The sequence below is a fragment of the Allobosea sp. BE125 genome, assembly GCF_031456075.1.
Classification (GTDB): Bacteria; Pseudomonadota; Alphaproteobacteria; order Rhizobiales; family Beijerinckiaceae; genus Allobosea.
On sequence record NZ_JAVDTY010000016.1, the window covers coordinates 1 to 24,364 of the forward strand.

A 24,364-nucleotide genomic window follows, 5' to 3' on the forward strand; every position below is an offset into this window, starting at 1 on the left:
GCTGCTCACAACCCTCAACGCAATCGTCAGAGACAACACCCCCTGGCGAACACAAAACCCTTGACCAACAACACAGCCGCTCATCCGTCTCGGCTGCGCCGAGCCACCTTCTCCCGCGAGGGGAGAAGGGTTTTCGGAGCCTCTTTCCGAAACGTCCGGGAGCAAGGAGGGACTCAGCGCCTACCGCCCCAGCCGGCCACCCGTCTTCACGTCGAAGACATGCACCCTGTCCGGATTGACCGTGATCCAGAGCCGGCCGGATTGTGCCGAAACCACATCGGTTGCCGCCTGCATCACGAAGGGCAGGCCGGCGAGCTTGCCGTGGAAGAGCTGTGTCGCCCCCAACTCCTCGATGAACTCGACATCGAAGGGCAATGAGCCGGCTTCGCCTTCCCCTGCGATCTCGACATCCTCGGGCCGCAGGCCGACCTCGACGGGAGAACCGGCCGCCAGATCCTCGCGCAGGTCGCGCGCCTCCAAAATCGCCTCGCCGAGCGCCACGATGCCGGGCCCGTCGATCGTTCCAGGCAGGATGTTCATCGGCGGCGAGCCGATGAAGGTCGCGACGAATTTGCTGGCGGGCTTCTTGTAGACCTCGGCTGGCAGGCCGATCTGCTCGACCTGGCCGCCATTCATCACCACGAGCTTGTCCGAGAGCGTCATCGCCTCGACCTGGTCATGGGTGACGTAGATCGCGGTGACGCCGAGCGCGCGCTGCAGCTTCTTGATCTCGACGCGCATCTGCACGCGCAATTTGGCGTCGAGGTTGGAGAGCGGCTCGTCGAACAGGAAGACCTGCGGCTTGCGCACGATGGCGCGGCCCATGGCGACGCGCTGGCGCTGGCCGCCCGAGAGCTGCTTGGGACGCCGCTCGAGCAGCGCCTCGATCGCGAGGATGCGCGCGGCCTCCTTCACGCGGGCGTCGATCTCATCCTTGGGCGTGCCGAGATTGCGCAGGCCATAGGCCATGTTGTCGTAGACGCTCATATGCGGATAGAGCGCGTAGTTCTGGAACACCATGGCGATGTCGCGCTCGGCCGGGCCGATCTGGTTGACGACGCGATTGCCGATGGTGACCTCGCCCGACGAGATCGTCTCCAGCCCCGCGACCATGCGCAGCAATGTGGACTTGCCGCAGCCGGACGGGCCGACGAGCACGCAGAAGCCGCCATCGGGAATGTCGAAGGACACGCCCTTCACGGCTTCGACGCCGCCGAAATAGACTTTTTTGACGTTGGTAAGGGTGACCTGGGCCATTCTTGGGCTACTTCTCGGTTTCGACCAGGCCCTTCACGAAGAGCCTCTGCATCAGGATGACGACGAGCACTGGCGGCAGCATCGCCAGCATGGCGGTGGCCATGGCGAGCTGCCATTCGGTGAGCGCGTCGGAGGTGACGATCATTTTCTTGATGCCGATGACGATGGTTTGCATCGAGTCCTTCGTCGTCACCAGGAGCGGCCAGAGATACTGGTTCCAGCCATAGATGAACTGGATCACGAACAAGGCCGCGATCGTCGTCATCGAGAGCGGGATCACCGTGTCCTTGAAGAAGCGGAACGGCCCGGCATTGTCGATCCGGGAGGCTTCGAGCAATTCGTCGGGGATCGTCATGAAGAACTGGCGGAATAGCAGCGTGCCGGTGGCCGAGGCGATCAGCGGTATGGCGAGGCCCTGATAGCTGTCGAGCATGTTGAGGTCGGAGACGACCTTGAAGGTCGGGAAGATGCGCACCTCGACCGGCAGCATCAGCGTGATGAAGATGATCCAGAACGCCGCCATCCGGAACGGGAAGCGGTAATAGACGATGGCATAGGCCGAGAGCACCGAGATGAAGATCTTCCCGAGCGCGATCGCCATCGCCATGATGAAGGAGTTCAGCATCATCCCGGCGACCGGCTCGCGCGTCGTGCCCGAGGTGCCGACGAACAGGATGCGGTGGTAGTTCTCCAGGAAATGCGGCCCCGGCCAGAGCGGCAGCTTGCCGTTGATGATGGTCGAGGCGTCCCAGGTCGAGGCGACGAAGGTCAGCCAGACCGGGAAGGCGACGATCAGAACCCCAATCGTCAGGATGATATAGGCGATAGCATCGCCCAGGCGGCGGTCTTCGACCATCAGGCCCATACCTCTGTCTTGCGAAGCCATTGCGCCAAGGCTTCGACGCAGGCGTTCGCCATGGCTTCGCCTTTTTCGATGGATCCGATCACGCGCTCAGCTCCGTGGTTTCGTCACGGTGGAAAAGAACCGTTCGAGCAACGGAGGCGCGGCCTCCTCCGTCGCGCGGATCTCCTTGCCCTCGTCCAGGACCGAGAAATGGTCGTAGACATAATGCCATTTCGGTGTCTGCCCGGCCTGCCCCGGCGCGGGCGCCGTGAGTTCATAGGCCTTCGTCGACAGCCGCCATCGTTTCGAACCGTCTCCGACGGGGTGAAACTGCAGGAAGAGCCGCAGCGCCTGCGGCCAGACGAAGGAGGGTGTTGCGCTGTTGGGCCCCTCGGAAAGACCGGCCTCCGCCGCGCTCACAGCGATGAGCTTGATCGAGGCTGCTGCGGCTTGCCGTTCGGCCTCTCGGGAGGCGACGCCGCATGCTGTCGCACCCCATTCCTGGCGCGAGGGCATGCAGAACAGGACGATGCCAGGCCAGGTGTCGATCATGCGGGCAGGCGATGCAGGCGCAGTTTGAAGGGCCTGCGCATGAGCAGCCGCGATCAGGGCTGTCGCTGCCGACACAAGCCCGACGGACAAAAGCCATGCGAGGCGCCGGCGCATCAATAGCTCACCTTGCGCTCGATGAAGCGGAACTGGATCGCCGTCATGCCGATCACCATGATCAGCAGGACGACCGATTGCGCCGCCGAGCCGCCCAGATTCGAACCGCCCTTGCCGTCGGAATAGACCTTGTAGACCAGCGTCTCCGTCGCCCCGGAAGGCCCGCCGCCGGAGATCGTGTCGATGATGCCGAAGGTGTCGAAGAAGACGTAGACGATGTTGACGGTGAGCAGGAAGAAGGTCGTCGGCGAGAGCAGCGGGAAGATGATCGTCCAGAAGCGGCGCATCGGCTTGGCCCCGTCGATCACGGCGGCCTCGATCACGCTTTTGGGGATCGATTGCAGCCCGGCGAGGAAGAACAGGAAATTGTAGCTGATCTGCTTCCAGGTCGCGGCCAGGATCACCAGCGTCATCGCATCATTGCCGTTGAGGCGCGGGTTCCAGGCTATGCCGAGACTGTTGAGGCCCCGCGCCAGCATGCCCAGCGAGGGATCGAACATGAAGATCCAGAGTACGCCGGCGACAGCCGGCGCGACCGCATAGGGCCAGATCAGCAACGTCTTGTAGATCTCGGCGCCCCTGATCTGCCGGTCGGCCATCACGGCGAAGAGCAATGCGATCGACAGCGAGAGCACGCAGACGAAGGAGGAGAAGATCGCGGTGTTGATCAGCGCCTTGTAGTAGCCGGGATCGGCGAACAGATCGCGATAGTTCTCGAACCAGACGAATTCGGTCGAGGTGCCGAAGGCGTCCTGAAGCAGGAAGCTCTGCCAGACCGCCTGGCTCGCCGGCCAGTAGAAGAACAGCACGGTGATCACCAGCTGCGGCGCGAGCAGCAGGACCGGGATCGTCAGGCCGCTGAAATAGGCGTTCTTCTGCATTGCGTCGCTGTCTCGAGAATGTCGTCAGAAACGAGATCAAACTGATCGTATATCCGCGCCGTCATCCTGGCCGTAGCGAAGCGGAGCGCCGGGATCCATCGTAGTGCACTGAGCTTTGCGATGGATCCCGGGACGACCTGCGGTCGCCCAGGATGACGGCGAGGTTGTTAGAACACGACTCAACGCGCCGCGGTGCGCTCGAACTGGCGCAGCATCTGGTTGCCGCGCTCGACGGCTGCGTCCAGCGCCGCCTTCGGCGTCTTCTGCCCGTTCAGCGCCGCTTCGATCTCCTCCGACCAGATGTCGCGGATCTGGACCAGGCTGCCGAAGCGCAGGCCGCGCGAATTCTCGGTCGGCTCCTTGTTGGTCAGCTCCAGGATCGGCGTCTCGAGATAGGGCTTGTCCTTGTAGAAGCCGGACGCCTTGACCTTCTCATAGGCCGCCTTGGTGATCGGCAGATAGCCGGACTCGGTGTGCAGCTTCACCTGGCGGTCGACATCCGACAGGAAGGTGAAGAACTTGGCGACGCCCTTGTATTCGTCGGCCTTCTTGCCGCCCATCACCCATAGCGAAGCGCCGCCGATGATCGAGTTCTGCGGCGCGCCCGTGGCTTCGGGGTAATAGGGCATCGGCGCATTGGCCCAGTCGAACTTGGCGTTCGCCTTGACGTTGCCGAAGAAGCCCGAGGAGGTCAGCATGATCGGGCATTCGCCCGAGGTGAAGCGGCCTTCGCCATTATTGGTGCGGCCGGAATAATCGTAGGTCTTGTCCTTCTGCAGCTCGACCAGATTGGTCAGGTGCTTGACGAAAAGCGGGCTGTTGAAGTTCAGCACGGAGTCGAAGCCGTCGAGCCCATTGGCCTTGGTGGCGATCGGGATGTTGTGCCAGGCGCCGAACTGCTCGATGTTGGCCCAGGTCGCCCAGGCATTGGTGAAGCCGCATTTATCCCAGCCGGCGGCCTTCAGTTTCTTGCCGGCCTCGAACACCTCGGGCCAGGTCTTGGGCGGCGCGTCGGGGTTCAGGCCCGCCTTCTTGAAGGCGTCCTTGTTGTACCACATCACCATCGAGGACGAGTTGAACGGCATCGAGAGCATGTCGCCCTTGGCCGTCGAGTAATAGCCGGTGATCGCAGGCAGATAGGCCTTCGGATCGAATGTTTCGCCGGCTTCCTTCATCAATTCGAAGACGGGCTTGATCGCGCCCTTGGCCGACATCATCGTGCCGGTGCCGACCTCGAAGACCTGCAGGATATGCGGCGCGGTGCCGGCGCGGAAGGCGGCGATGCCGGCATTCAGCGTGTCGGGATAGGAGCCCTTATAGGCGGGGACGACCTTGTAGTCCTTCTGCGAGGCGTTGAAATCCTCGGCGAGCTTCACCACCACGTCGTTATTGGCGCCGGTCAGTGCATGCCACCACTGGATCTCGGTCTGCGCCAGGGCAGGAGCTGCGCCCGCAAGCACGAAAGCGGCGGCCGAGATCAGGATCGTCGATTTCACTGTCATAGATGTCGTCTCCCTTATCCACCCTTGCGCGCGGCATGGCGGCTCTTGTCGTTGGTGCGCAAGCTAGCATGAAGCGCAGGTGACGTTTCAACGACAAAAGGATGACGCTCGCCAAGGGGCTGCTCGGCGGTTTCCCCAGTCTTGACCGCTCGCAATCTTGCTGGCGCGCATCCCTGGGATGAGGGCCCATGCGCAGGGTAGGGCTTGCGCAAATGGCCGGAAGCGGCTGTTCTCCGCACCCCACTCTACCGTGCCGATGGAACATCACGATGACACTCGCTTTGACCCCCGAGAATACGCTGCCGGCCGATGCCGCAACCGCCGCGCTCGTCGGTCGCGCCTGGCTGCCGGCTGTCGCCGGGCCTGCGGTCGTGGTCCTGCGGGAGGGAGAGCTCGTCGATGTCACGCGCGCCTTCCCGACCATGCGCGATCTCTGCGAGGCGCCCGAACCCGCCGCTGCATTGAAGGCCGCGAAGGGGGAGGCGGTCGGCTCGCTTGCCGAGATCCTGGCGAACACGCCGATCGACGGGCGTAACCCGTCAAAGCCCTGGCTGCTCTCGCCGCTCGACCTTCAGGCCGTGAAGGCGGCCGGCGTCACCTTCGCGGTCTCGATGCTGGAGCGTGTGATCGAGGAGAAGGCGCGCGGCAACCCGGCCGCTGCGGTGGCTATCCGCGAGGAGATCGGCAAGCTCATCGGCGACGATCTCTCCAAGCTCAAGCCCGGCTCACCCGAAGCGATGCATCTCAAGGAGGTGCTGATCAAGCAGGGCGCCTGGAGCCAGTATCTCGAGGTCGGCATCGGGCCGGACGCCGAGATCTTCACCAAGGCGCCGCCGATGTCCTCGGTCGGCACCGGCTTCGACGCCGGCCTCCACCCCGCCTCGACCTGGAACAACCCCGAGCCGGAGATCGTGCTGATCGTCGCCTCGACCGGCGCGATCGTCGGCGCGACGCTCGGCAACGACGTCAATCTGCGCGATGTCGAGGGCCGCTCGGCGCTGCTGCTCGGCAAGGCCAAGGACAACAATGCGGCAGCGGCGGTGGGCCCTTTCATCCGCCTCTTCGACGCCGGTTTCTCGCTCGATCATGTCCGCAAGACCACCGTCTCGCTGACGGTCAAGGGCGAGGACGGCTTCACGCTGGAAGGCTCGTCCTCGATCGCGAAAATCAGCCGCGATCCGGCCGACCTCGCCAAGCAGATGCTCGGGCCGCACCATCAATATCCGGACGGGGCTGCGCTCTATCTCGGCACCATGTTCGCGCCGATCAAGGATCGCGACACGGTGGGCGGCGGCTTCACCCATAAATACGGCGACATCGTCACCATCGCCGCGCCCGAGCTAGGCGCGCTGGTCAACCGCATGCGCCGTACCGATGAGTGCGAACCCTGGACCTTCGGCGCCTCGCATCTGATGCGCAGCCTGGCCAAGCGCGGGCTGCTGTGACGCAAGCGACGATCCTCGTCACCGGCGAGGCGATCGGCGACTTCATCCCGCGTGACGGCGAGGGCCGGCATTACGAGGCGGTGCTCGGCGGCTCCGGCTTCAACGCCGCGCTGGCGCTCGCCCGCTTCGGTGCGAGCGTTGCCTATGCCGGAGCGCTCTCGACCGATGCGCTTGGCCGGCGCTTTCGCACGGCCCTTGCCACCGAGGGCATTGATGCCGGCCTGGTTCATGACAGCGCGCGTCCAAGCGCCATCGCTGTCGTTGCTCCGCTCGGACCCGGAGGCGTTCCTGAATTCGGGCTTTATCTCGACGGCACGGCTCATGCGGAGCCGGAAGGGACGCCACGCTCCTGTCCTCCCGGCGTCATCCACCTCCACGCCACCTCCTTTGGCGCGACCGTCGGCCCGTCCGGCGCGGCGACGTTGGCGTTGATCGAGAGCGCGAAGGCGCAGGGCGCGAGCATCAGCTACGACGTCAACATCCGCGCCGCGGTGCTGCCCGAGCGGGCGGTTGCGACGGCGTTGATTGAACAGCGCATCGCGCTCGCAGACATCGTCAAGGTGAGTCTGGACGATCTCGCCTGGCTGCACCCCGACTGGTCGGCCGAGAAGGTCGTGGCGCATTGGCGTGGACTTGGCGCGAGTGGACTTGGTGCGGCATGCGTGCTGGTGACACGCGGCGGGCAGGGCGCGTCCTGCCACAGTGCCGAGGGCCTGATCGAGAGCGCCGCGCCATCCGTTGACGTGGTCGATACGGTCGGAGCCGGTGACACCTTCATCGGCGGCGTCCTGGCCGTCTTGGCAACACGCGGTCTGCTCGGGCAAAATCTTGCGTCGGCGACACGCGGCGATCTCCAGGCCGCTCTGGCTTTCGCCTGCGATGTTGCCGCCGACAGCTGTACGAGACCTGGATGCGATCCGCCTCGCCGCAAGGCGACGTAGGCCAAATTGTCTTTCAACGAAACGCGCCGTCATTCCGAGCGACCGCAGGGAGACCCGGGATCCATGCCGGAACCGTTCCTGATGCGGTTCAGGCATGGATCCCGGGTAGGCGCCGCTTCGCGGCTTGTCCGGGATGACGGCGCGTTCTTATGCCAAATCGATGCGCTTCAACCTAGCGTGAGATCGATCGAAGGAAACATATCCCGATGCGCCTGAGCTATCTCGACTACCACACCTGCGGTGAGCCGGTCCGCATCGTCACTGCTGGCTATCCCGAGCTGACGGGCGCCACCATCCTCGACAAGCGCAGGCAAGCCCGCGAGCAACATGACAACCTGCGGCGCGCAATGATGCTGGAGCCGCGCGGCCATGCCGGCATGTATGGCGTCATCCCGGTCAAGGCGTCGCATCCAGATGCCGCCTTCGGCGTGCTGTTCACGCATCATGAAGGCTATTCGACCATGTGCGGTCACGCGACCATCGCGCTCGGCCGCTATGCGATCGAGCATGGGCTGGTGCCGGCGGTCGAGCCGGTGACGCGCTTCGCCATCGAGGCTCCCTGCGGGCTGGTCAGGCTTGCCTGCGAAGTCAGGAGCGGGAAGGTCGGCACCGTGACCTTCGAGAGCGTGCCGGCCTTCGCCCAGCTTCGGGACCGGGTTGTCGATGTGCCGGGTCTGGGTCCGGTCACCACCGACATTGCCTATGGCGGCGCCTTCTACTGCATCCTGCCGGCCTCTCGGCTTGGGCTCGACCTGTTCGAGACACCCGTCGCGGGGATTGTCGAGGCGGCCGCCGCGCTCACCGACGCTGTCCGCGCGGGGCCGGCGATCGCGCATCCGACCGAGCCCGATCTCGGCTTTCTCTACGGCACGATCGTCACCGACGAGGCGGGGTCGGACGAGACGAGCTTCAATCTCTGCGTCTTCGCGGAGCGCCAGATCGACCGCTCGCCGACGGGCTCGGGCGTTACCGCCCGGATGGCGCTGGACCATGCCAAGGGCCTGATTGGCACTGGCCGGACCCGGCTTTTCCGCAGCATCACCGGCGGCACGTTCTCAGGGCGCGTCCTCGGCCATGCCGATTATCCGGCGCCGGGCGCCGTGACGGTCGCGGTCGGCGGCACCGGCTATTTCGCCGGCGAGGGGGTCTTCACCATCGAGGCCGACGACCCGCTCGGCTGGGGTTTCGAGCTCCCGGCGCGCTTCGGAGAAATTTAGAGCGCTTTCGAGCGACGTGGGTGCCGGTTCGCGTGAAGAAAACGCGTCAGGACAAAAACCAGAGCAATCGAACGATCCGGACGGATCGGAGGTTGCTCTGGCGCAGGGCGATTAAAGGGCGCGGTATTTCGTCTCGCTTCGGTGGAAGGAAGCCTTCGGGTAAGATTTCTCTGGCAGTCTCCCGCAGCTTTGCAGCGGGAGAGGGCGATGACATCGGGCGCGGTGACGGCGGAAGACAGACAGAAAGCCCTGCCGCGTCTGCTTGGTGCGCCGATTTTCTGGCTTGCAGTCTTCCTCCTGCTTGTTCTGTGCGGTCTCGCCTTGCCGCTGCGCCTGCCGCTCGGCCCGAATTACTGGGACACCGACGTCTATCTCGACGCGATCCATCGCATCCGCCTCGGACAGGTGCCGAGCAACGACTTCTTCGCGCCGGTTGGCCCGCTCGGCTATTATCTCGCGGCCGGGCTTGCCGCCCTGTTTCCCCAGGCGCAGCCGATGCTGCTGGTCAACTGGGCGCTGCTGCCGGTTGCGTTGCCTGTGCTTGCCGCCCTCGTCGTCGATGTCCAGCGGCGCTCGCGGAACCAGGCGCTGGCGCTGGTCCTGCCCTTCCTGCTCTTCGCGCTGCTGCCGATCAATCTGCACAGCCTCTATCCGGCGCCGGGCTTCGACGGCTTCGGCCATTACAACCGCCATATCGCCTTGCTGCTCTATCTGCTGGTGGCGACGCTGCTTTTTGTCGGGAATCGCAGGCTCCTGACCGGCCTCGTCGCAGTGCTGATGCTGACGCTGTTCCTGGTCAAGATCACCGGTGCGGTCGCAGGCGCGCTGCTGGTCGGCTACGCGCTTATCGCCGGCCGCCTGCGCCTGCGCGAGGCTCTGCTCGCCGCTGCGGCGGTCTTGGTCGCGCTTGGCCTGCTCGATCTCGCGACGGGGGTCGTGCGGGCCTATCTGCACGACATCCTGATCCTGATTTCGCTCAACACCGGCACTTTGCTGCCGCGTTTCCTCACCGTCGCCTCGGTGAAGTTCAATGTCGTCGGGCCCTGCCTGGCGCTGATCTGTGCGCTTTTCGTCGCGGCCTGGCGTGACGGGACGCGGCCGAGCCTCGCCGGAGCATGCGCGGTCGTCACCTCGCCGCTCGGCTGGTTCATCGCCGTCTTCGCGGCGCTGGCCTTCTTCGAAACGCAGAATACCGGCTCGCTCGAATTCATCGGGCTCTGGCCGGTGCTGCTGCTGGTGCTGGTGCAATGGCGGGCGCGCCAGGGCGATGCGCTCAGGCCGATCGTGCTGCTCCTGGCGCTCGCGGTCACGCTGCCTAGCGTGGTGATCGTGGTCGAGCGCGCCGCCCGTGCGCTGCTGGGGGCGCCCAGCTATGTCGAGCTTGCCTTGCCCGATCTCGGGCCGCTCGGCCGCGTCAGCCTGAAGCCCGAATATCTCGAGCGCGGCACCGACATGCTGGAGCATTATGCGGCGCATCAGCAGACCTATCGCGACCTGACGCTTCGGGGCGTCTTGCCCACCTCGATTCTCTTTTCGGAGATCGACTACCAGGCGACCTGGCTGATGGAGATCCAGCAGGCCGTCGCGGCCATTCGCGCCTGGGAGGCCAGCAATAGCCGCCGGCTCCAAGGCATCTTCACGCTCGATTTCGTCGACCCGGTCAATCACCTGCTCGGCCGCACCGCCCCGCGGCATGTTCCGATCGGCAACGATCCCACCCGCACCAACCCGGGGGTGACGCCTGAGGCACTGGAGGCCTTGCGGGCGACGGATGCGATCCTCGCACCGAAATGCCCGCCTACGCCGGCGCGTGTGGCGATCGCGACGCATTTCGCTGCGGCGCTGGAAGGGCGCAAGCTTGTGGCGCTCGCGCCCTGCTGGGACATGTATCTGAAGCCGTAGCGGCTCAGCCCGCGACGCCCGCCGTCTGCCCGGCTTCCCAGCCCAGTATGGCGCGCTTGCGCGTCAGGCCCCAGTGATAGCCAGTCAACGCGCCGGATTTCCCGATCACGCGATGGCAGGGTACGACGAAGGAGATCGGGTTCTTGCCGACCGCCATGCCGACGGCGCGCGCGGCGCTCGGCTTGCCGATATGGCTTGCGACATCGCCATAGGTGGTGGCGCAGCCGACCGGGATCCTGAGCAAGGTCTCCCAGACCCGGACTTCGAAATCCGTGCCGATCAGCACGACGCGCAGCGGCGTCTCGGCCGACCAGGCGGCGGGGTCGAAGATGCGCCCCGCATAGGGCTTCGTCGCCATCGGATCGTAGTGGTAGTCGGCATGGGGCCAGCGCCGCATCATGTCCGCCAGCGCCTCGGCGCGCCCGCCGACGACCTTGCCGCCATCGACTGACGTCGAGACCCAGCCGAGCCCGGCCAAGCCGCGATCGGTCGCGACGATCAGCGCTTCGCCGAACGGCGAGGCGTGGAAGCCATAGGACAATCGCAGGCCGCCGCCGCCGGCCTTCCATTCGCCCGGCGACATCGCCTCATGGGTGACGAAGAGATCATGCAGCCGCCCCGGCCCGGACAGTCCGACCTCGTAGGCCGTGTCGAGGATGCTGGCGGAGGCGCCGAGCAGGCCCTTGGCATGGTCGAGCGTGATCGCCTGCAGAAAGGCCTTGGGGGTGAGCCCGCACCAGCGCCGGAAGAGATGGTGGACATCGGTCGGCGTCGCGCCGGCGGCCTCGGCGATCGCCTCGATCGTCGGCTGCTCGCGCCATTTCTCGGTGATGAAGGCCAGGATCCGGCGCACCGTGTCGTAATCGGAACCTGGCGCAGTCGAGGGAAAATCGGCCTCGGCCGGCATCGCCTCGGTGGCGCGCGCCAGCACGGCGTTGGTGAAGCGTGTCGGGGTCATCGCACCGAGCTTCTGGATATGAGCGGTCATGGGATCAACCTCGCATCGAATGTCATGATGCGAAACTAGGGATGCAAGGGGACGGACTCCACCCGAAAGCTGGCAAGATGGAGCGGGCCGCACTCTTCAGGCTGCCGAGACCGGCCGCTCGTCGAGCAAGCTCATGTTATCGAGCAGGCTCATGGCGCAATCGATGACGGTCACTGCCGCAGGACGCGGAGAAAAGCCCAGCATCCGCCGCGCCTTCTCGGCGGTCAGCGGGAAGCGGCGTCCGAGCAGGGGAGCGAGGCTTCTCAATTGCGCCATGAACGGCAGCAGCAATCTGACGACGACATTCGGCAGCACCCGGTGTGGCACCTTGATGGCTCGGTCGCCCAACTCCGCGCGCAATGTCTTGGCCATGTCCTCCATCCACATGAAGTCGCTGGCCGCGATGAAGCGCTGGCCCCGGGCCTCGGGCGCGGTCATGGCGCGGATATGGAGATCGGCCAGATCGCGGACATCGACGATCCAGAAGCCGAGCTTGGGAAGCGCCGACGGGCGGCCCGCGAGCAGGCCCTGGATGATCTGGACGGAGCCCGCATTCTCCCGCGCCAGAACGGGACCGAACACCGCACCCGGCAGGATCGTGGTCAGTTCGGTCGGGCCGGCTGTCTGCGCCATGAAATCCCAGGCGGCGCGCTCGGCCAATATCTTGGAGCGGCGATAGGCGTCGAATTGCGGATCAGCCGGATCGGCCCAGATGGTCTCGTCGCTGGTGCGGTTCGCGTTCAGCGGCGGCCTCGCCGTAGCGGCCGCCGACGTCATCACGACGCGTTTGACGCCAGCCTTCGTCGCGGCGCGCAGCACCCGCAATGTGCCCTCGCGGGCCGGTGTGATCAGTGCGTCTGGATTCGTCGGATCGCCTCCGCCGAGAGGAGAAGCGACATGGAGCACGTAGTCGCAGCCTGCCATGGCGGCATCCCAGCCCTCATCCCTGGTCAGGTCGGCAATGAAGACGCTCAATGCATGGTCGCAGACGCCAGCCGGGGTGATTGCCATCCGCAGCGCGGTTTCCTTGTTGGCGTTGCGCAAGGTGGTGCGCACGGCATGACCGCCGCGCAGGAGTTCGGCGATGCACCAGCCGGCGACGAAGCCGGTTCCGCCGGTCACGAGCACCGTCCCGGTCATGGCAGCTCCTGATCAGGCATGGCGACGCCCGGTGAGCGGCGCAGCGTTGCGAGCGGCTGGCGTCGTTTGAAGCTGTATACGGCGGCGGGCGGAAAGTTGCGCACGGTTCCGCCGACGCGTCTGGCCTTGAGACCCAGCCGATCCAGGATGGGGCGTGGCACCGGGCAGCGCGGGCCGTAGGTGAACTGGTAGAAGGAGCCGGTGGGGCGAAGATAGCTGAACGCTCCAGAGAGGATCGCCATCACCTTGCGGGGTGACATTGAAAGCAAAGGCAAGCCGCTGACGACGGCAGCGACATTGGCATGCGGGAACAGCGTGTATTGCGCGAGCTGCGAGGCATCCATCCACAAGACCCTGGCTCGCGGGAAGCGATGCTGCAGGATGCGCGCGAAATCGGATCCATACTCGACGAGAGTGAGGTCGCTCTCGGGCACGCCGCGCTGGAGCAAGGCTCGCGTGAACGCGCCGGTGCCGGGCCCCAGTTCAAGAACGGGGCCTTCGCCTGGGTTGATCTCGCCCGTCATCAGGCGCGAGAGCGAGGGGCTCGACGGCGCGACCGAGGCAACGCGCAACGGGTCGGACGCCCATGATCGGAAGAACTGAAGGTAGTCGGAATATGCGCATGCGGCCGTCACGGCTCGATCCCTGGCTGGAATTGCGGCGCGTGGGTTTGCTCGGCCGCATTGTCACGATGTCTGCATGTGTATACTTATCTTTGAAACAAAAGTCTACAGGCGTAGATAAATGACTCGAAACGAGCTGAAAGCGGCCACCCCCGCGCGCCGCCGCAATGCCGCCGCGACCCGCGAGGCGATCCTCGCCTCGGCACGGCAAGCCTTTGCGCGTGCCGGGTATGACGGTGCGGGCGTCAGGGAGATTGCGGCTGGAGCCGGCGTGACCGCGATGCTGGTCAATCGCTATTTCGGCTCGAAGGAGCAGCTCTTCGCCGAGGTCATCGCCGCGACCATGGCGGCGCCGACCATCCTGACCGCGGAGAACCTGAAATCTCCCAAGCTCGGCGAGACCATCGCCGCGATCCTGGTCGACATCACCAAATCGGGCGACACCCCGCTTGAGGGTTTCCTGATCATGCTGCATTCGGCCTCGAGCCAGCGCGCGGCGGAAATCGGCCGCGAGCAGATCGAGAATGGCCATCAGAAAGTGCTGGCGGCGGCCCTTCGCGGCGCGCTGGCGCCCCAGCGCGCCGCTCTGGTGCTTTCCCTGGTCGCCGGATTTCAGGTCATGCGGCAGATGGTCGGGCTCTCGGCCCTGGCCGAGGCCGACCCGGCGGATCTGGTGAAGATTCTGGCGCCGATCTTCCAGCAGCTCGTCGCTGGTGATCCCGAAGCAGGTGACGGCTGAGGTCGTGTCGGACCCGCTTCGGCTACCGCTCTGCGCCCATTCCGAAAGCCGGTTTCGCTTATTCGGCGTCTATACCTGACGATGCGGCAGGGCCATTATCCCAGTGAGCTGTTTTGAGCGTTCGTTCGGGGCGCAGCCATTGGAAGGAACCGACATGTTTCGCATTCTGGCCGCGATGGCGGGCATCGTTTTGCTGGCAATGCCCGCAACGGCGCAGGTCGCTCCCTTCCCCCCGGCTTTCCGCACCCAGGAGATCGCGAGCAACGGCACGACGATTCATGTCCGCATCGGCGGCAAGGGCCCGGCGGTGGTCCTGTTGCACGGCTATGGCGAGACCGGCGATATGTGGGCGCCCTTGGCGGCCGATCTCGTCCGCGACCACACCGTCATCGTTCCCGACCTGCGTGGCATGGGCCTCTCATCCAAGCCCAAGGGCGGTTTCGACAAGAAGACACAGGGCGGCGACGTTGCCGGTGTCCTCGACGCGCTCAAGATCGGGAAGACGGATCTGGTCACCCACGACATCGGCAATATGGTCGGCTACGCCTTCGCGGCCCTGCACCGCGACCGCGTGACGAAGTTCGTCTTGATCGACGCACCCTTGCCGGGTGTCGGTCCCTGGGAAGAGATCCTCAAGAACCCGCTGCTCTGGCATTTCCGCTTCGGTGGGCCCGATATGGAGCGGCTCGTCGCTGGTCGCGAGCGCATCTATCTCGACCGGTTCTGGAACGAGTTCTCCGCCACGCCGAGCCGCTTCACCGAAGCCTCGCGCCGGCACTACGCCGCGCTTTACGCCAGGCCGGGCGCGATGCATGCCGGTTTCGCGCAGTTCGCCGCCTTCGATCAGGATGCGATCGACAACAAGGCTTTCCTGGCAGCGGGCAAGCTGACCATGCCCGTATTGGCGCTGGGCGGCGAAAAATCCTTCGGGCTGACCATGGCCGAGGTGATGAAATTCGCTGCCAGCGATGTTCAAGGCGCAATCGTCCCCGATTCCGGACACTGGATCATGGAGGAGAACCCGGCTGCGACCACCAAATTGGTCCGGACGTTCCTCGACGCCAAGCCCTGACGGAGCAAGCCCTGACGGAGCTGGTTCAGAGCCGCATCGATTCCAGGAGTCGAGAGCATTGCTTTCGCAAAAAGTCGGGCGAGCCGCTCAGCGCGGCTTTAGCTCGGCGACGAAAACCCGCAACCCCTCCCGCGTCAGGCGCTGGTTGTTGCGATACCATTCATCCTGCGTCGCGAAGACGGCCGAGCTCTCGTCCCAGCCGCTGCAGCTATGGTCCGACTGCGCGGCGAAGAAGCCGACGAACGCCTCCTCGCTTGGCCAGGACGAGATCGCATCGCCGGTATGATGGCCGCCGTCGAAGATATCGCAGAGCTTGACGCCGTCTTGGGTGCGGATCAGGCCCTGCCCGCAGAAATCGCGGTGGAACTCGCGTACCAGCCCTTCGCCGGGCGGGCATGCCATGAGCTTGCGCCAGACCATGCGCGGCAGTTCCGGCCCGAACGGCGTCCGGTCGAGCTGGTCGCGCAGCACGAGCCCGTAGGCGCGCACCCGCTCCTCGCCGCCCCCTGGCGCATCCTCGTCGGCGTTCGGCATCCGCGCTCCCGGCTTCCTGATGAGCAAAGTTGCGATCAATCCGACGATGATCGCCGCCGAAATCAGCGGAATGACGAGGGCGGCCAAGGTTCACACCCGAAGAGCTGACATTTGACAGGCCTGGCGCGGGCCTGTCAGGCCGCTCCGAAATCCGGGCCGCGCCTTGCGCTCGCCAGCGCCGCGCCGAGTGCGTCGGCAAAGCCTTCGCGCTCATGCGGCGAGAGTGCGGCGGCAACCGCGACGCTCTGCCCGCGCGAGACCAGGCTCAGCCGCAGCAAACCATAATCCTCGTCCTGCTGGCGCTCGAGCTTGGTCCAGGCCGGATTGAAGCGCCACACCGCCTCGCGGCCATGATGCGAGACCTTGCGCAGCAGCACTTCGAGCGGCGTCACGATCACCCGCTCGAAGGCGCGCGCATGGCGGAAATTGACATGGAAGGCGATGAACAAGGCCGCGACGTCGAGGCCGAAGAAGCCCGCCACCGGCCAGGCGCCGAGCACGACGAAGGGGATCGAGGAGACCACGCTGGAGAGGCAGACCAGCGTCATCACGGTGCGGAAGCCGTTCTGCCCCAGCGAGCGATGCGGCGTGATCGTCGCGTCGAAGACGGGGCGCTCGGCCGCCATGGCCGAGGCGTCGCCGGTCGCGGCTGAATCGGGCTTGCCGGGGTTCATGGTCCAACTATAACGCCCCGATGATGCAAGAGAACAGGCCCAAACGCCGCGCACCCGCCGCTGCCGGGATCACGAAGCCGCGCGCCCGCAGCGCCGCCGGGATCCGCGAGATCTTCGAGCGTTTCCGCGCCGCCGAGCCTGAGCCCAAGGGCGAGCTCGAACACATCAACGCCTTCACTCTTCTGGTCGCCGTGGTGCTCTCGGCGCAGGCGACCGATGCCGGCGTCAACAAGGCGACGCGTAAGCTCTTCGAGCTTGCCGATACGCCGGAAAAGATGCTGGCGCTGGGCGAGAGCCAAGTGCGCGAGCTGGTCAAGACGATCGGCCTCTTCCGCACCAAGGCGAAAAACGTGATCGCGCTGAGCGAAAAGCTGATCGCCGAGTTCGGCAGCCAGGTGCCGGCCAATCGCGAGGCGCTGGAGACGCTGCCTGGCGTCGGCCGCAAGACGGCCAATGTCGTGCTCAACATGGCCTTCGGCGAGATCACCCACGCCGTCGATACCCATGTCTTCCGCGTCGCCAATCGCTTGCGCATCGCTCCGGGCAAGAACGTGCTGCAGGTCGAGTTGGGGCTGGAGAAGGCCGTGCCGCGGGAGTTTGGCCGGCATGCGCATCACTGGCTGATCCTGCATGGCCGCTACACCTGCAAGGCGCTCAGGCCCGAATGCGGCCGCTGCCTGCTCGTCGATCTCTGCGATTCCGCGGATAAGCGCGTGGCGTGAACTACCAGGCGCGGGGAACCCCTCTCCTGTAAGGAGAGGGGCAGGGGTGAGGTGTAGGCCCCTGGACCAGCTACGTGAAAACCTCACAGCGAGGCAGCGGTGAGGTCACGGCCAAAGCGTCAAACGGCCGACCCCTCACCCTGCCCTCTCCCACCAATCTCGGGCTTGCCCGAGATTGGCATCCATCGTGATCCAAGTCGGAAACGTCCGACTTGGATTGGAGCGGGTTCTGCGTCGAGGTTCCTTGCTTCACTTCGCGTCGAGCAGTTCCTTCACCGAGAGCAGCACGAGTTCGTTGTCGTCGGCCCTCTTCGGATCGCGCGAGGAGGAGAAGGGCAGGTTGTTGTCGTTGCCGACGACGATGATGCCGTTGGCGCGGTCGACCACATCGACGTTCTCGATGGTGAAGAAGGGGAAGGGCAGCACGCCGTCTATGGCGCCTTGCCTGGCCTTCTTGTCCGGGTCGGCAATCTTCAAGAGGTCGATGAAGCCGACCTTGCGCACCGGCTTGCCGACATTGGCGTCGGTCATTTCGATCTTCACGATGCGCTTGAACTTGGCCAGGTCGTGGAAGCAGTCGGGGCCCTTCTGGCCAGCGGCGCAGGCCTTGTCGGCGGTGCCTTCGCCGTTATCTCTTTCGATGATGAGCGCCGTCGTGGCGTCGATCATGTTGAAGTCGCCGATGGCGTTGCCCTTGGCTTCCAGCGGGAAGAGCCAGGAGCGGCCGGTCCATTTCTCGGCAGCCACGTCGAATTCGAGGATGCGCAGCACCTCCTTGCCGTCGACCTCCTCATTGCCCTTGGTCTCGGCGTTCCAGAGCGGGCCTTCCAGCAGCGGATAGAGGAAGCGGCCGTCGGGCGACTGCGCCATGCCCTCAAAGCCCTTGGAGCGGCGGACATTGAACTCGACCGGCAGGTTGGGCGCGTTGGGCGTGGTCACGGCGTAGTGGTCGGGCGAGCGAGCGGGCTTGCCGTCGACGAGCGTCTCGAACACGGCCTCGACCTTGCCGTCGGCGTCGACGCGGATGAGATAGGGGCCGAACTCCTCACCGATCCAGAATTTGCCGCCGATCGGCTGGATCGATTCCGGATCGAAATCCGCGCCGGTCAGATAGCGCTTCTCCGTGCCCTCATGGACGATGCGGAAAGGGATCTTCTTGTCGGGGTCGTGCAGGAAGGTGGTCGCGGTCCGCTCGATCTTGCCGCTGGCGAAATCGGCCTTGAGGCGGTGGAAGAACAGCATCGCGTCCGGCGAGTTCGCCTTGGCGCCGAAGCCATTATCGGTCAGCACCAGGAACTCGCCATTGCCCAGCGAGCGGATGCCGGAGAAGCCCTGCACCGGCTGGCCGGCAAACGGCGTCGACAGGCCGGTCGGGCGCCCGCCCGAAGTGCCCATCACCGTGCCGACAGCCTCGACGCGCTTGCCCGCCGTAACGAACTTGCCGGAGACCTTGAGGTCGGCCGGCGCATCGGCCGGGGCCGCGATGATCGTGTTGGCCGGCAGCAGGGCATGGCCGGCGAGCCTGGCGGGGAATTCCTTCTGCGCATCCTGGGCGCCGGCGAGGATGGTCGATGACAGCAGCAAGACTGCGACGAGGGACAGGCGCATGGAACGCTCCGGGCTGGGGGAATGACCCGGAGGACTTGGCGGGACCGCGTTTCAGCGCCGCGACGATGGGATGACGGAGCGATGACGGCCCACCTTTGTCATTCCGGGTTCGCTGCTCCGCAGCGCCCCGGAATGACGAGGGATCAATATCCCCGCTTCGGATCGACGACATGCTCCAGCGGCTGGCCGGCTTCCAGGCGCCGGATCTGCGCCGAGATCAGGTTTGCCACCGCCTCGGGCTCGGACATCGCGGCGTTGTGCGGCGTCACCGTCACCGCCGGATGGCTCCAGAGCGGGGAGTCTGCCGGCAGCGGCTCGGTCTCGAACACATCGAGCGTCGCGCCCTTGAGTGTGCCGGCCTCCAGAGCCGCGATGATATCGGCCTCGACCTGCAAGCCGCCGCGCCCGGCATTGATCAGGAACGGCCCGCCGAGCCGGCCATCCCTTGCGAGGCCGGCGAGCAGGCCGGCGTTGATCGTGCCCTTCGTCTCCGGCGTCAGCGGCAGCAGGCTGACGAGGATGTCGGTGCGCGCCAGGAATGCGGCCATGCCGTCCTCGCCGGCGAAGGTGGTGAGGCCCTCGACGCTCTTGGGACTGCGGCTCCAGCCTGCCACATCGAAACCCATGACCTGGAGCTTGCGCGCCGCATCGAGTCCGAGCTCGCCGAGCCCCATGATGCCGACGCGCACCGAGCGCGCCGCCGGCTGGTGGCGGTCGTCGTCCCAGCTCTTGGCGGGCTGCTGGCGGTCATAGCGGCGCTGCTGGCGCAGGATCATCAGGCAGTGCAGCACGATGTATTCGCTCATCCGCGTCGTCAGGTCGGGGTCGACGACACGCGCGATCGGCGCCTCGGGCAGGCGCTGGTCGGCGAAGAGGAAATCGACGCCGGCGCCGAGCGAGAAGATCGCGGCGAGGTTCGGCAGTCCGGCAAGACTCCCCTCAGGGTGTTTCCAGCTCGCGACGTAATGCACTGCGCGCCGATCGAAGGGCTCGCCGAGGATCACCACGGGGATGTCGGGCAGCAGCGCCTGGAAGCGGGCGCGCCAATCCTCGACATGCCAACCGGTCATCGCCAAAAGCAGACTCATGCGTGCGAACTCTCCGTGATGCGTTCCGTGACGAGCGGGCCGTGGCCGGCCTTACCCTCGCCGATGCGATAGGCCTGCCGCAAGCGGGTCTCGGCGGCAGCGAAGCCGGCTTCGCTACGTGCATGAACGATGCCGAGAGGACGGTCCGGCCCCGCGATGTCGCCGATGCCGGCGAGATCGACGATGCCGACGCTGTGGTCGATCCGGTCTTCGGCGCGGCTGCGCCCGCCCCCGAGCGCGACGATGGCGAAGCCGACGCCGCGCGTGTCGATGGCCTGGACCGTGCCCGGTGCAACGGGAAAGACGGGCTTCACGACCGGCGCCGGCGCGAGATATGTCTCTGGCCGTTCCAGCAGGTCCGTCGGCCCGCCCAGCGCCGCGACCATCTGCGCGAAGCGCTCTGCCGCCGCGCCCGAGGCGAAAGCGGTCTCGATCTTGGCGCGGGCCTCGGCGAGATCACTCGCGAGCCGGCCCAGCAGCAACATCTCGGCCGCCAGCGCCACCGTCGCTTCATGGAAGCGCGGCTCGCGTCGCCTGCCCGTCAGATGATCGAGGGCATAGGCGACTTCGAGCGCGTTGCCGGCTGCGCTCGCCAGGGGCTCGTCCATGTCGGTCATCAAGGCCGTCGTCGGCAGGCCCGCGCCATTGGCGACGCCGACCAGCGCGTTGGCGAGCGCACGCGCCTGGCCGTAATCGGTCAGGAAGGCGCCCGAGCCGAACTTCACGTCCATGGCCAGGCCATGCAGCCCGGCCGCGAGCTTCTTCGACAGGATCGAGGAGGTCAGAAGCGGGATGGTCTCCACCGTCGCCGTCACGTCGCGGATCGCGTAGAGCCGCTTGTCGGCAGGGGCGAGATCGGCGGTCTGGCCGATGATGGCGCAGCCCTGCTTGCGCACCACCTTGCGGAACAGCGCGATGTCGGGTTGCGTGACATAGCCCGGCACGGCGTCGAGCTTGTCGAGCGTGCCGCCGGTATGGCCAAGCCCGCGCCCCGAGATCATCGGCACGAAGCCGCCGCAGGCCGCGACCGCCGCCGCCAATGGCAGGCTCACAGTGTCGCCGACGCCGCCGGTCGAATGCTTGTCGAGGGCTGGGCCGGGCAGGTCGTCCCAGTTCAGCACCGTGCCGGAATCGCGCATGGCGAGCGTCAGCGCGACGCGCTCCTTCGCCGTCATGTCGCGGAAGAAGATCGCCATCGCGAAGGCGGCGGCCTGGCCCTCGCTGACCGAGCCGTCGGTGATGCCCGCGACGAATTGCCGGATGTCGGCATCCGGCAATTCAGCGCCGTCGCGTTTGGCAGCGATGATCTCCTGGGTCAGCTTCATCTCAATAAGGTCCGTTTGCCTGCCCCGCCGTGCCGCCCGCGATCACGTCGACGAGCACCTGATGCAACCCGCTCGCGCCGAAGCGAAAGGTTTCCGGCGTCGCCCAGTCCGGCCCCATGATCGCGTCGGCAAGTGCAAGATAGCTCGCCGCGTCGGACAAACTCCTGATGCCGCCGGAGGGTTTCAACCCCACGGGGCGCTTGGTCGCCCCGATGACCTGCAGCATCGTCCGCGCGGCGGGAATGCTGGCTGAATGCGCCGTCTTGCCGGTCGAGGTCTTGATGAAGTCGGCCCCTTCCGCGATGGCGAGCTCGGCGGCCGCCTGGACCTGGGCGAGATCGGGATACTCCCCCGTCTCCAGGATGACTTTGAGCCGCTTGTCGCCGCAGCGCGATTTCACCAGCCTGACCATGGCGCGCGGGCTGTCGAGAAAGCCGGCGAGGAAGGCCTGCCAGGGCAGGACGAGATCGATCTCGTCGGCGCCCTCGGTGAGCGCTTGTTCGGTCTCGCGCAGGGCGGGGGCGATGGCCGTACCGCCTCCGGGGAAATTCACCACGGTTGCGATGCGCACGGGCCCGTCGCCCAGCAAGGCGCGCGCCTGGCGGACGAAGCGCGGCCAGATGCAGATGGCCGCGACCGGGCCGGGCACGGCGACGGCGCGTGCGCACAGGCTGCGCAGGCTGGCCTCGCCCGCATCCTCGGCAAGGTCCGTCAGATCGAGCAGGGCAAGCGCGCGCGCCGCGACAGATGCGTCGGACATCGGGTCAAAGCTCCGACAGGAAACCGCGGAAGACGCGTCGCAACCCGGTCGAGGCGGCAGTCGCGACATCGCGCGTCTCGCTATGCTGTGGTGCGCCGCCGAGCAGGCCTGCCCCCATATTGGTGATGACCGAGATGGCGGCGACGCGGATGCCGAAGCGCCGGGCGAGGATCACCTCGGGCACGGTCGACATGCCGACGAGATCGGCGCCGAGTGTCTTCGCCATCCTGATCTCGGCAGGTGTCTCGAAGCTCGGGCCGGTGAACCACATATAGACGCCTTCGCCGAGATTGGCGCCGGAGCTCGCCGCGGCCTTCTTCAGGCGCAGGCGCAGATGCGGGTCATAGGCATCGACCATCGGCACGAACCGGCCATCGCCGACATCCCCGACCAGCGGATTGGGGCCGTTGAGGTTGATGTGGTCGGTGATCAGCGCGAGGCCGCCGGGCCGGAGATCGGGCTTCAGCGAGCCCGCCGCATTGGTGAGGATCAGGGGCGGCGAGCCGAAGGCGGTCAGCATGCCGAGCGGCACGCGCATCGCTGCCGGGTCTCCGGTCTCGTAATAATGCGCCCGGCCCTGGAAGATCAGCACCTTCTTGCCGAACAACGTGCCGTAGCAGAGCTGCCGGGCATGGCCCGAGACCTCGCCCAGGGGAAAGCCGGGGATCGCCGAGAACGGAATCGTGACCATGTCGGTCATGTCGTCGGCGATGCGGCCGAGCCCGGTTCCGAGCACGAGGGCGCAATCGATGGGGCCATCGACTCCGCGGTCGATCAGCGTTCCCGCCGCCTCGTCGAAGATTGCATCAACAGCCATTCGTCCGCCCCCCGGCCTTCGGATTCCCGCATGCGGACGAATGCTCGCCGACGGTGCAAATCACGAGTGGTTTGATTCCGACATTTGCTCCCCATTCTATATCGGGCTCGGAGCAAATGTCGGAAGCATCAAAACCACTAGAACCTCTTTGATTTTCTAGCGGAACTTATGAATTTGACATTTGCCTCGCGGCCGATATCGGGCGGGCGCAAATGTCAAATTCGTTCCACTAGCGCAAATTGTCTGGTCCGAAGGAGGCTGGCAACAGCTCGGCCAGCGAAAAGCGGGCGCGAACGCCGTTTGGGCCGGCGATCGCGATTTGGGTCTCGGGCGCGGCGAATTCGCGGATGCGCTGGCGGCAGCCGCCGCAGGGCGTGACCAGCGCATCTCCGTCGCCGAGCACGAGCAAAGCGCGGATGGTGCGCCCGCCGCCGGCGATCATCGCCGAGATCGCGCCGGCCTCGGCGCAGACCCCGACCGGATAGGATGCATTCTCGACATTGCAGCCAAAATAGACCGCGCCGTCATCGGCGAGCAGCGCCGCGCCGACCTTGAAGTGGGAATAGGGGGCGTAGGCCCTGGCCTGGACAGGCTGGGCTATCGCGAAAAGGGCGTCGAAATCGGGTTCGTCGGTCATCTCGGCTCAGCGTTCCTTGACATAGGGCAGGCCCGAGGCCTTTGGCGGCGTCGATTTGCCGATGAAGCCGGCAAGCAGGATCACCGTCATCAGATAGGGCAGGGCCTGGATCGCCTGCACCGGCACCTGGCCGATGCCGGGCAATACGACGCCTTGCAGCCTGATCGCAACCGCGTCGAGCAGGCCGAAGAGCAGGCAGGCGCCCAGCGCCGGCCAGGGGCGCCAATTGGCGAAGATCACGGCAGCGAGCGCGATGAAGCCCTTGCCTGCGGTCATATGCGGCAGGAAGCCCGCCGATTGCGAGACGGCGAGATAGGTTCCGCCCAGCCCGCAGAGCGCGCCGCAGATGATCACCGCGCCATAGCGCAGCCCCGCCACCGAGATACCGGCGGTGTCGACTGCCGCCGGATTTTCGCCGACGGCCCGCAGCCGCAAGCCGAACCGCGTCCGCTTCAGCACAAGGGCGGTCAGAAGCAGGCAGCCAAAGGCGAGGTAGACCGGCGCGGCATGGCCGGAGACGACCTCATCATAGAACGTCCCCACGACCGGCACATGCTCGCGCGCCCAGGCGCCCAGGGGCAGCGTCAGGTCGGGGAAGCGTGCCGGCCCTTCGAGCGAGGGGGTGCGCCCGCCCTGGCCGTACCAGGCATTGCCGAGGATCACGGTCAGCCCCGCCGCCAGCATGTTGATGGCGACGCCGGAGACGATCTGGTTGCCGCGCCAGGTGATCGCGGCGAAGCCATGCACCAGCGCGAGCATGATGGAGGCGAGGATGCCGGCGCCAAGCCCCGCCCAGGCCGAGCCTGTCGCGAAGGCGGCGACGGCCGAGGCGAAGGCGGCGATCAGCATCTTGCCCTCGAGCCCGATATCGACGATGCCGGCCCGCTCCGACCACAGCCCCGCCAAGGCGGCGCAGAGCAGCGGGACCGACAGCCGCACAGCCGAGTCGAGCACGACGGCGATGGTCTGGACCCATTCCATG

24 protein-coding genes are annotated in these 24,364 nt (G+C 66.0%); 7 read left to right on the forward strand and 17 right to left on the reverse strand.

The window, feature by feature from the left end; all coding sequences use genetic code 11:
- Positions 1–180: 180 nt before the first annotated feature.
- The 5 genes from J2Y55_RS27185 to ugpB form a co-directional block, all read right to left on the reverse strand.
- A complete protein-coding gene (locus J2Y55_RS27185; RefSeq protein WP_310159652.1) occupies positions 181–1,257 on the reverse strand; it encodes a sn-glycerol-3-phosphate import ATP-binding protein UgpC in 1,077 nt (358 codons plus the stop codon).
- Between the two features lie 7 nt (positions 1,258–1,264).
- Positions 1,265–2,113: a sn-glycerol-3-phosphate ABC transporter permease UgpE gene (gene ugpE, locus J2Y55_RS27190; protein ID WP_310159655.1), complete on the reverse strand. Its 849-nt coding sequence runs from the start codon at positions 2,111–2,113 to the stop codon at positions 1,265–1,267.
- 96 nt (positions 2,114–2,209) lie between these two features.
- Positions 2,210–2,653 carry a hypothetical protein gene (locus J2Y55_RS27195; RefSeq protein ID WP_310159657.1) on the reverse strand — a complete coding sequence of 148 codons (444 nt, stop codon included), beginning with the start codon at positions 2,651–2,653 and terminating at the stop codon, positions 2,210–2,212.
- A 113-nt stretch (positions 2,654–2,766) separates the two neighbouring features.
- Complete coding sequence (gene ugpA / locus J2Y55_RS27200; RefSeq protein ID WP_103717580.1) at positions 2,767–3,648, reverse strand: sn-glycerol-3-phosphate ABC transporter permease UgpA; 882 nt, start codon at positions 3,646–3,648, stop codon at positions 2,767–2,769.
- A 179-nt stretch (positions 3,649–3,827) separates the two neighbouring features.
- Positions 3,828–5,150 (reverse strand): sn-glycerol-3-phosphate ABC transporter substrate-binding protein UgpB, encoded by a 1,323-nt coding sequence (gene ugpB, locus J2Y55_RS27205; RefSeq protein ID WP_310159658.1) that lies wholly within the window; start codon positions 5,148–5,150, stop codon positions 3,828–3,830.
- A 269-nt stretch (positions 5,151–5,419) separates the two neighbouring features.
- Between ugpB and J2Y55_RS27210 the strand changes: the two genes are divergently transcribed.
- The 4 genes from J2Y55_RS27210 to J2Y55_RS27225 all read left to right on the forward strand — a co-directional run bounded on the left by J2Y55_RS27210 (position 5,420) and on the right by J2Y55_RS27225 (position 10,655).
- Positions 5,420–6,595 carry a fumarylacetoacetate hydrolase family protein gene (locus J2Y55_RS27210; protein ID WP_310159659.1) on the forward strand — a complete coding sequence of 392 codons (1,176 nt, stop codon included), beginning with the start codon at positions 5,420–5,422 and terminating at the stop codon, positions 6,593–6,595.
- Positions 6,592–7,536 (forward strand): carbohydrate kinase family protein, encoded by a 945-nt coding sequence (locus tag J2Y55_RS27215; RefSeq protein WP_310159660.1) that lies wholly within the window; start codon positions 6,592–6,594, stop codon positions 7,534–7,536. Before J2Y55_RS27210 ends, J2Y55_RS27215 begins: the two co-directional genes overlap by 4 nt.
- Before the next feature lie 206 nt (positions 7,537–7,742).
- Positions 7,743–8,753, forward strand: coding sequence for a proline racemase family protein (locus J2Y55_RS27220; protein ID WP_310159662.1), 1,011 nt, complete (start codon positions 7,743–7,745; stop codon positions 8,751–8,753).
- 207 nt (positions 8,754–8,960) lie between these two features.
- The gene (locus J2Y55_RS27225) at positions 8,961–10,655 is read left to right on the forward strand and encodes a hypothetical protein (RefSeq protein ID WP_310159663.1); all 1,695 of its coding nucleotides are present in this window, start codon (positions 8,961–8,963) and stop codon (positions 10,653–10,655) included.
- A gap of 4 nt (positions 10,656–10,659) precedes the next feature.
- Here the strand turns inward: J2Y55_RS27225 and J2Y55_RS27230 are convergent, their stop codons facing one another.
- From J2Y55_RS27230 to J2Y55_RS27240, 3 genes are all read right to left on the reverse strand, one after another.
- Positions 10,660–11,562, reverse strand: a complete 903-nt coding sequence (locus J2Y55_RS27230) for a methylated-DNA--[protein]-cysteine S-methyltransferase (protein ID WP_310159848.1) — start codon at positions 11,560–11,562, stop codon at positions 10,660–10,662.
- A 177-nt stretch (positions 11,563–11,739) separates the two neighbouring features.
- Positions 11,740–12,783, reverse strand: a complete 1,044-nt coding sequence (locus J2Y55_RS27235; protein ID WP_310159665.1) for an SDR family oxidoreductase — start codon at positions 12,781–12,783, stop codon at positions 11,740–11,742.
- On the reverse strand, positions 12,780–13,418 hold the full coding sequence (locus tag J2Y55_RS27240; protein WP_310159668.1) for a class I SAM-dependent methyltransferase: 639 nt from the start codon (positions 13,416–13,418) through the stop codon (positions 12,780–12,782). Before J2Y55_RS27240 ends, J2Y55_RS27235 begins: the two co-directional genes overlap by 4 nt.
- A gap of 109 nt (positions 13,419–13,527) precedes the next feature.
- On the opposite strand from J2Y55_RS27240, the gene J2Y55_RS27245 reads away from it, so the two are divergent.
- Both J2Y55_RS27245 and J2Y55_RS27250 read left to right on the forward strand, forming a co-directional pair.
- Positions 13,528–14,145 (forward strand): TetR/AcrR family transcriptional regulator, encoded by a 618-nt coding sequence (locus tag J2Y55_RS27245; protein ID WP_310159670.1) that lies wholly within the window; start codon positions 13,528–13,530, stop codon positions 14,143–14,145.
- A 154-nt stretch (positions 14,146–14,299) separates the two neighbouring features.
- Positions 14,300–15,217 carry an alpha/beta fold hydrolase gene (locus J2Y55_RS27250; RefSeq protein WP_310159673.1) on the forward strand — a complete coding sequence of 306 codons (918 nt, stop codon included), beginning with the start codon at positions 14,300–14,302 and terminating at the stop codon, positions 15,215–15,217.
- A gap of 87 nt (positions 15,218–15,304) precedes the next feature.
- Here J2Y55_RS27250 and J2Y55_RS27255 read toward each other — a convergent pair whose 3' ends face one another.
- Together J2Y55_RS27255 and J2Y55_RS27260 are read right to left on the reverse strand one after the other, a co-directional pair.
- Positions 15,305–15,751: a hypothetical protein gene (locus J2Y55_RS27255; RefSeq protein ID WP_310159674.1), complete on the reverse strand. Its 447-nt coding sequence runs from the start codon at positions 15,749–15,751 to the stop codon at positions 15,305–15,307.
- A 134-nt stretch (positions 15,752–15,885) separates the two neighbouring features.
- Positions 15,886–16,425, reverse strand: coding sequence for a DUF2244 domain-containing protein (locus J2Y55_RS27260; RefSeq protein ID WP_310159676.1), 540 nt, complete (start codon positions 16,423–16,425; stop codon positions 15,886–15,888).
- Between the two features lie 20 nt (positions 16,426–16,445).
- On the opposite strand from J2Y55_RS27260, the gene nth reads away from it, so the two are divergent.
- Positions 16,446–17,147 (forward strand): endonuclease III, encoded by a 702-nt coding sequence (gene nth, locus J2Y55_RS27265; RefSeq protein ID WP_310159678.1) that lies wholly within the window; start codon positions 16,446–16,448, stop codon positions 17,145–17,147.
- Positions 17,148–17,396: 249 nt separating this feature from the next.
- Here the strand turns inward: nth and J2Y55_RS27270 are convergent, their stop codons facing one another.
- The 7 genes from J2Y55_RS27270 to J2Y55_RS27300 form a co-directional block, all read right to left on the reverse strand.
- Positions 17,397–18,755, reverse strand: a complete 1,359-nt coding sequence (locus J2Y55_RS27270; protein WP_310159680.1) for an esterase-like activity of phytase family protein — start codon at positions 18,753–18,755, stop codon at positions 17,397–17,399.
- 143 nt (positions 18,756–18,898) lie between these two features.
- Complete coding sequence (locus J2Y55_RS27275) at positions 18,899–19,843, reverse strand: 2-hydroxyacid dehydrogenase (protein ID WP_310159682.1); 945 nt, start codon at positions 19,841–19,843, stop codon at positions 18,899–18,901.
- Complete coding sequence (deoA, locus tag J2Y55_RS27280; protein WP_310159683.1) at positions 19,840–21,168, reverse strand: thymidine phosphorylase; 1,329 nt, start codon at positions 21,166–21,168, stop codon at positions 19,840–19,842. The genes J2Y55_RS27275 and deoA overlap by 4 nt, the downstream gene beginning before the upstream one ends.
- 1 nt (position 21,169) lies before the next feature.
- The gene (gene deoC, locus J2Y55_RS27285) at positions 21,170–21,928 is read right to left on the reverse strand and encodes a deoxyribose-phosphate aldolase (RefSeq protein WP_310159685.1); all 759 of its coding nucleotides are present in this window, start codon (positions 21,926–21,928) and stop codon (positions 21,170–21,172) included.
- Between the two features lie 4 nt (positions 21,929–21,932).
- A complete protein-coding gene (locus J2Y55_RS27290; protein WP_310159686.1) occupies positions 21,933–22,745 on the reverse strand; it encodes a purine-nucleoside phosphorylase in 813 nt (270 codons plus the stop codon).
- 229 nt (positions 22,746–22,974) lie between these two features.
- The gene (locus tag J2Y55_RS27295; RefSeq protein ID WP_310159688.1) at positions 22,975–23,382 is read right to left on the reverse strand and encodes a cytidine deaminase; all 408 of its coding nucleotides are present in this window, start codon (positions 23,380–23,382) and stop codon (positions 22,975–22,977) included.
- A gap of 6 nt (positions 23,383–23,388) precedes the next feature.
- A complete protein-coding gene (locus J2Y55_RS27300) occupies positions 23,389–24,363 on the reverse strand; it encodes an ABC transporter permease (RefSeq protein WP_310159689.1) in 975 nt (324 codons plus the stop codon).
- Position 24,364: the final 1 nt, after the last annotated feature.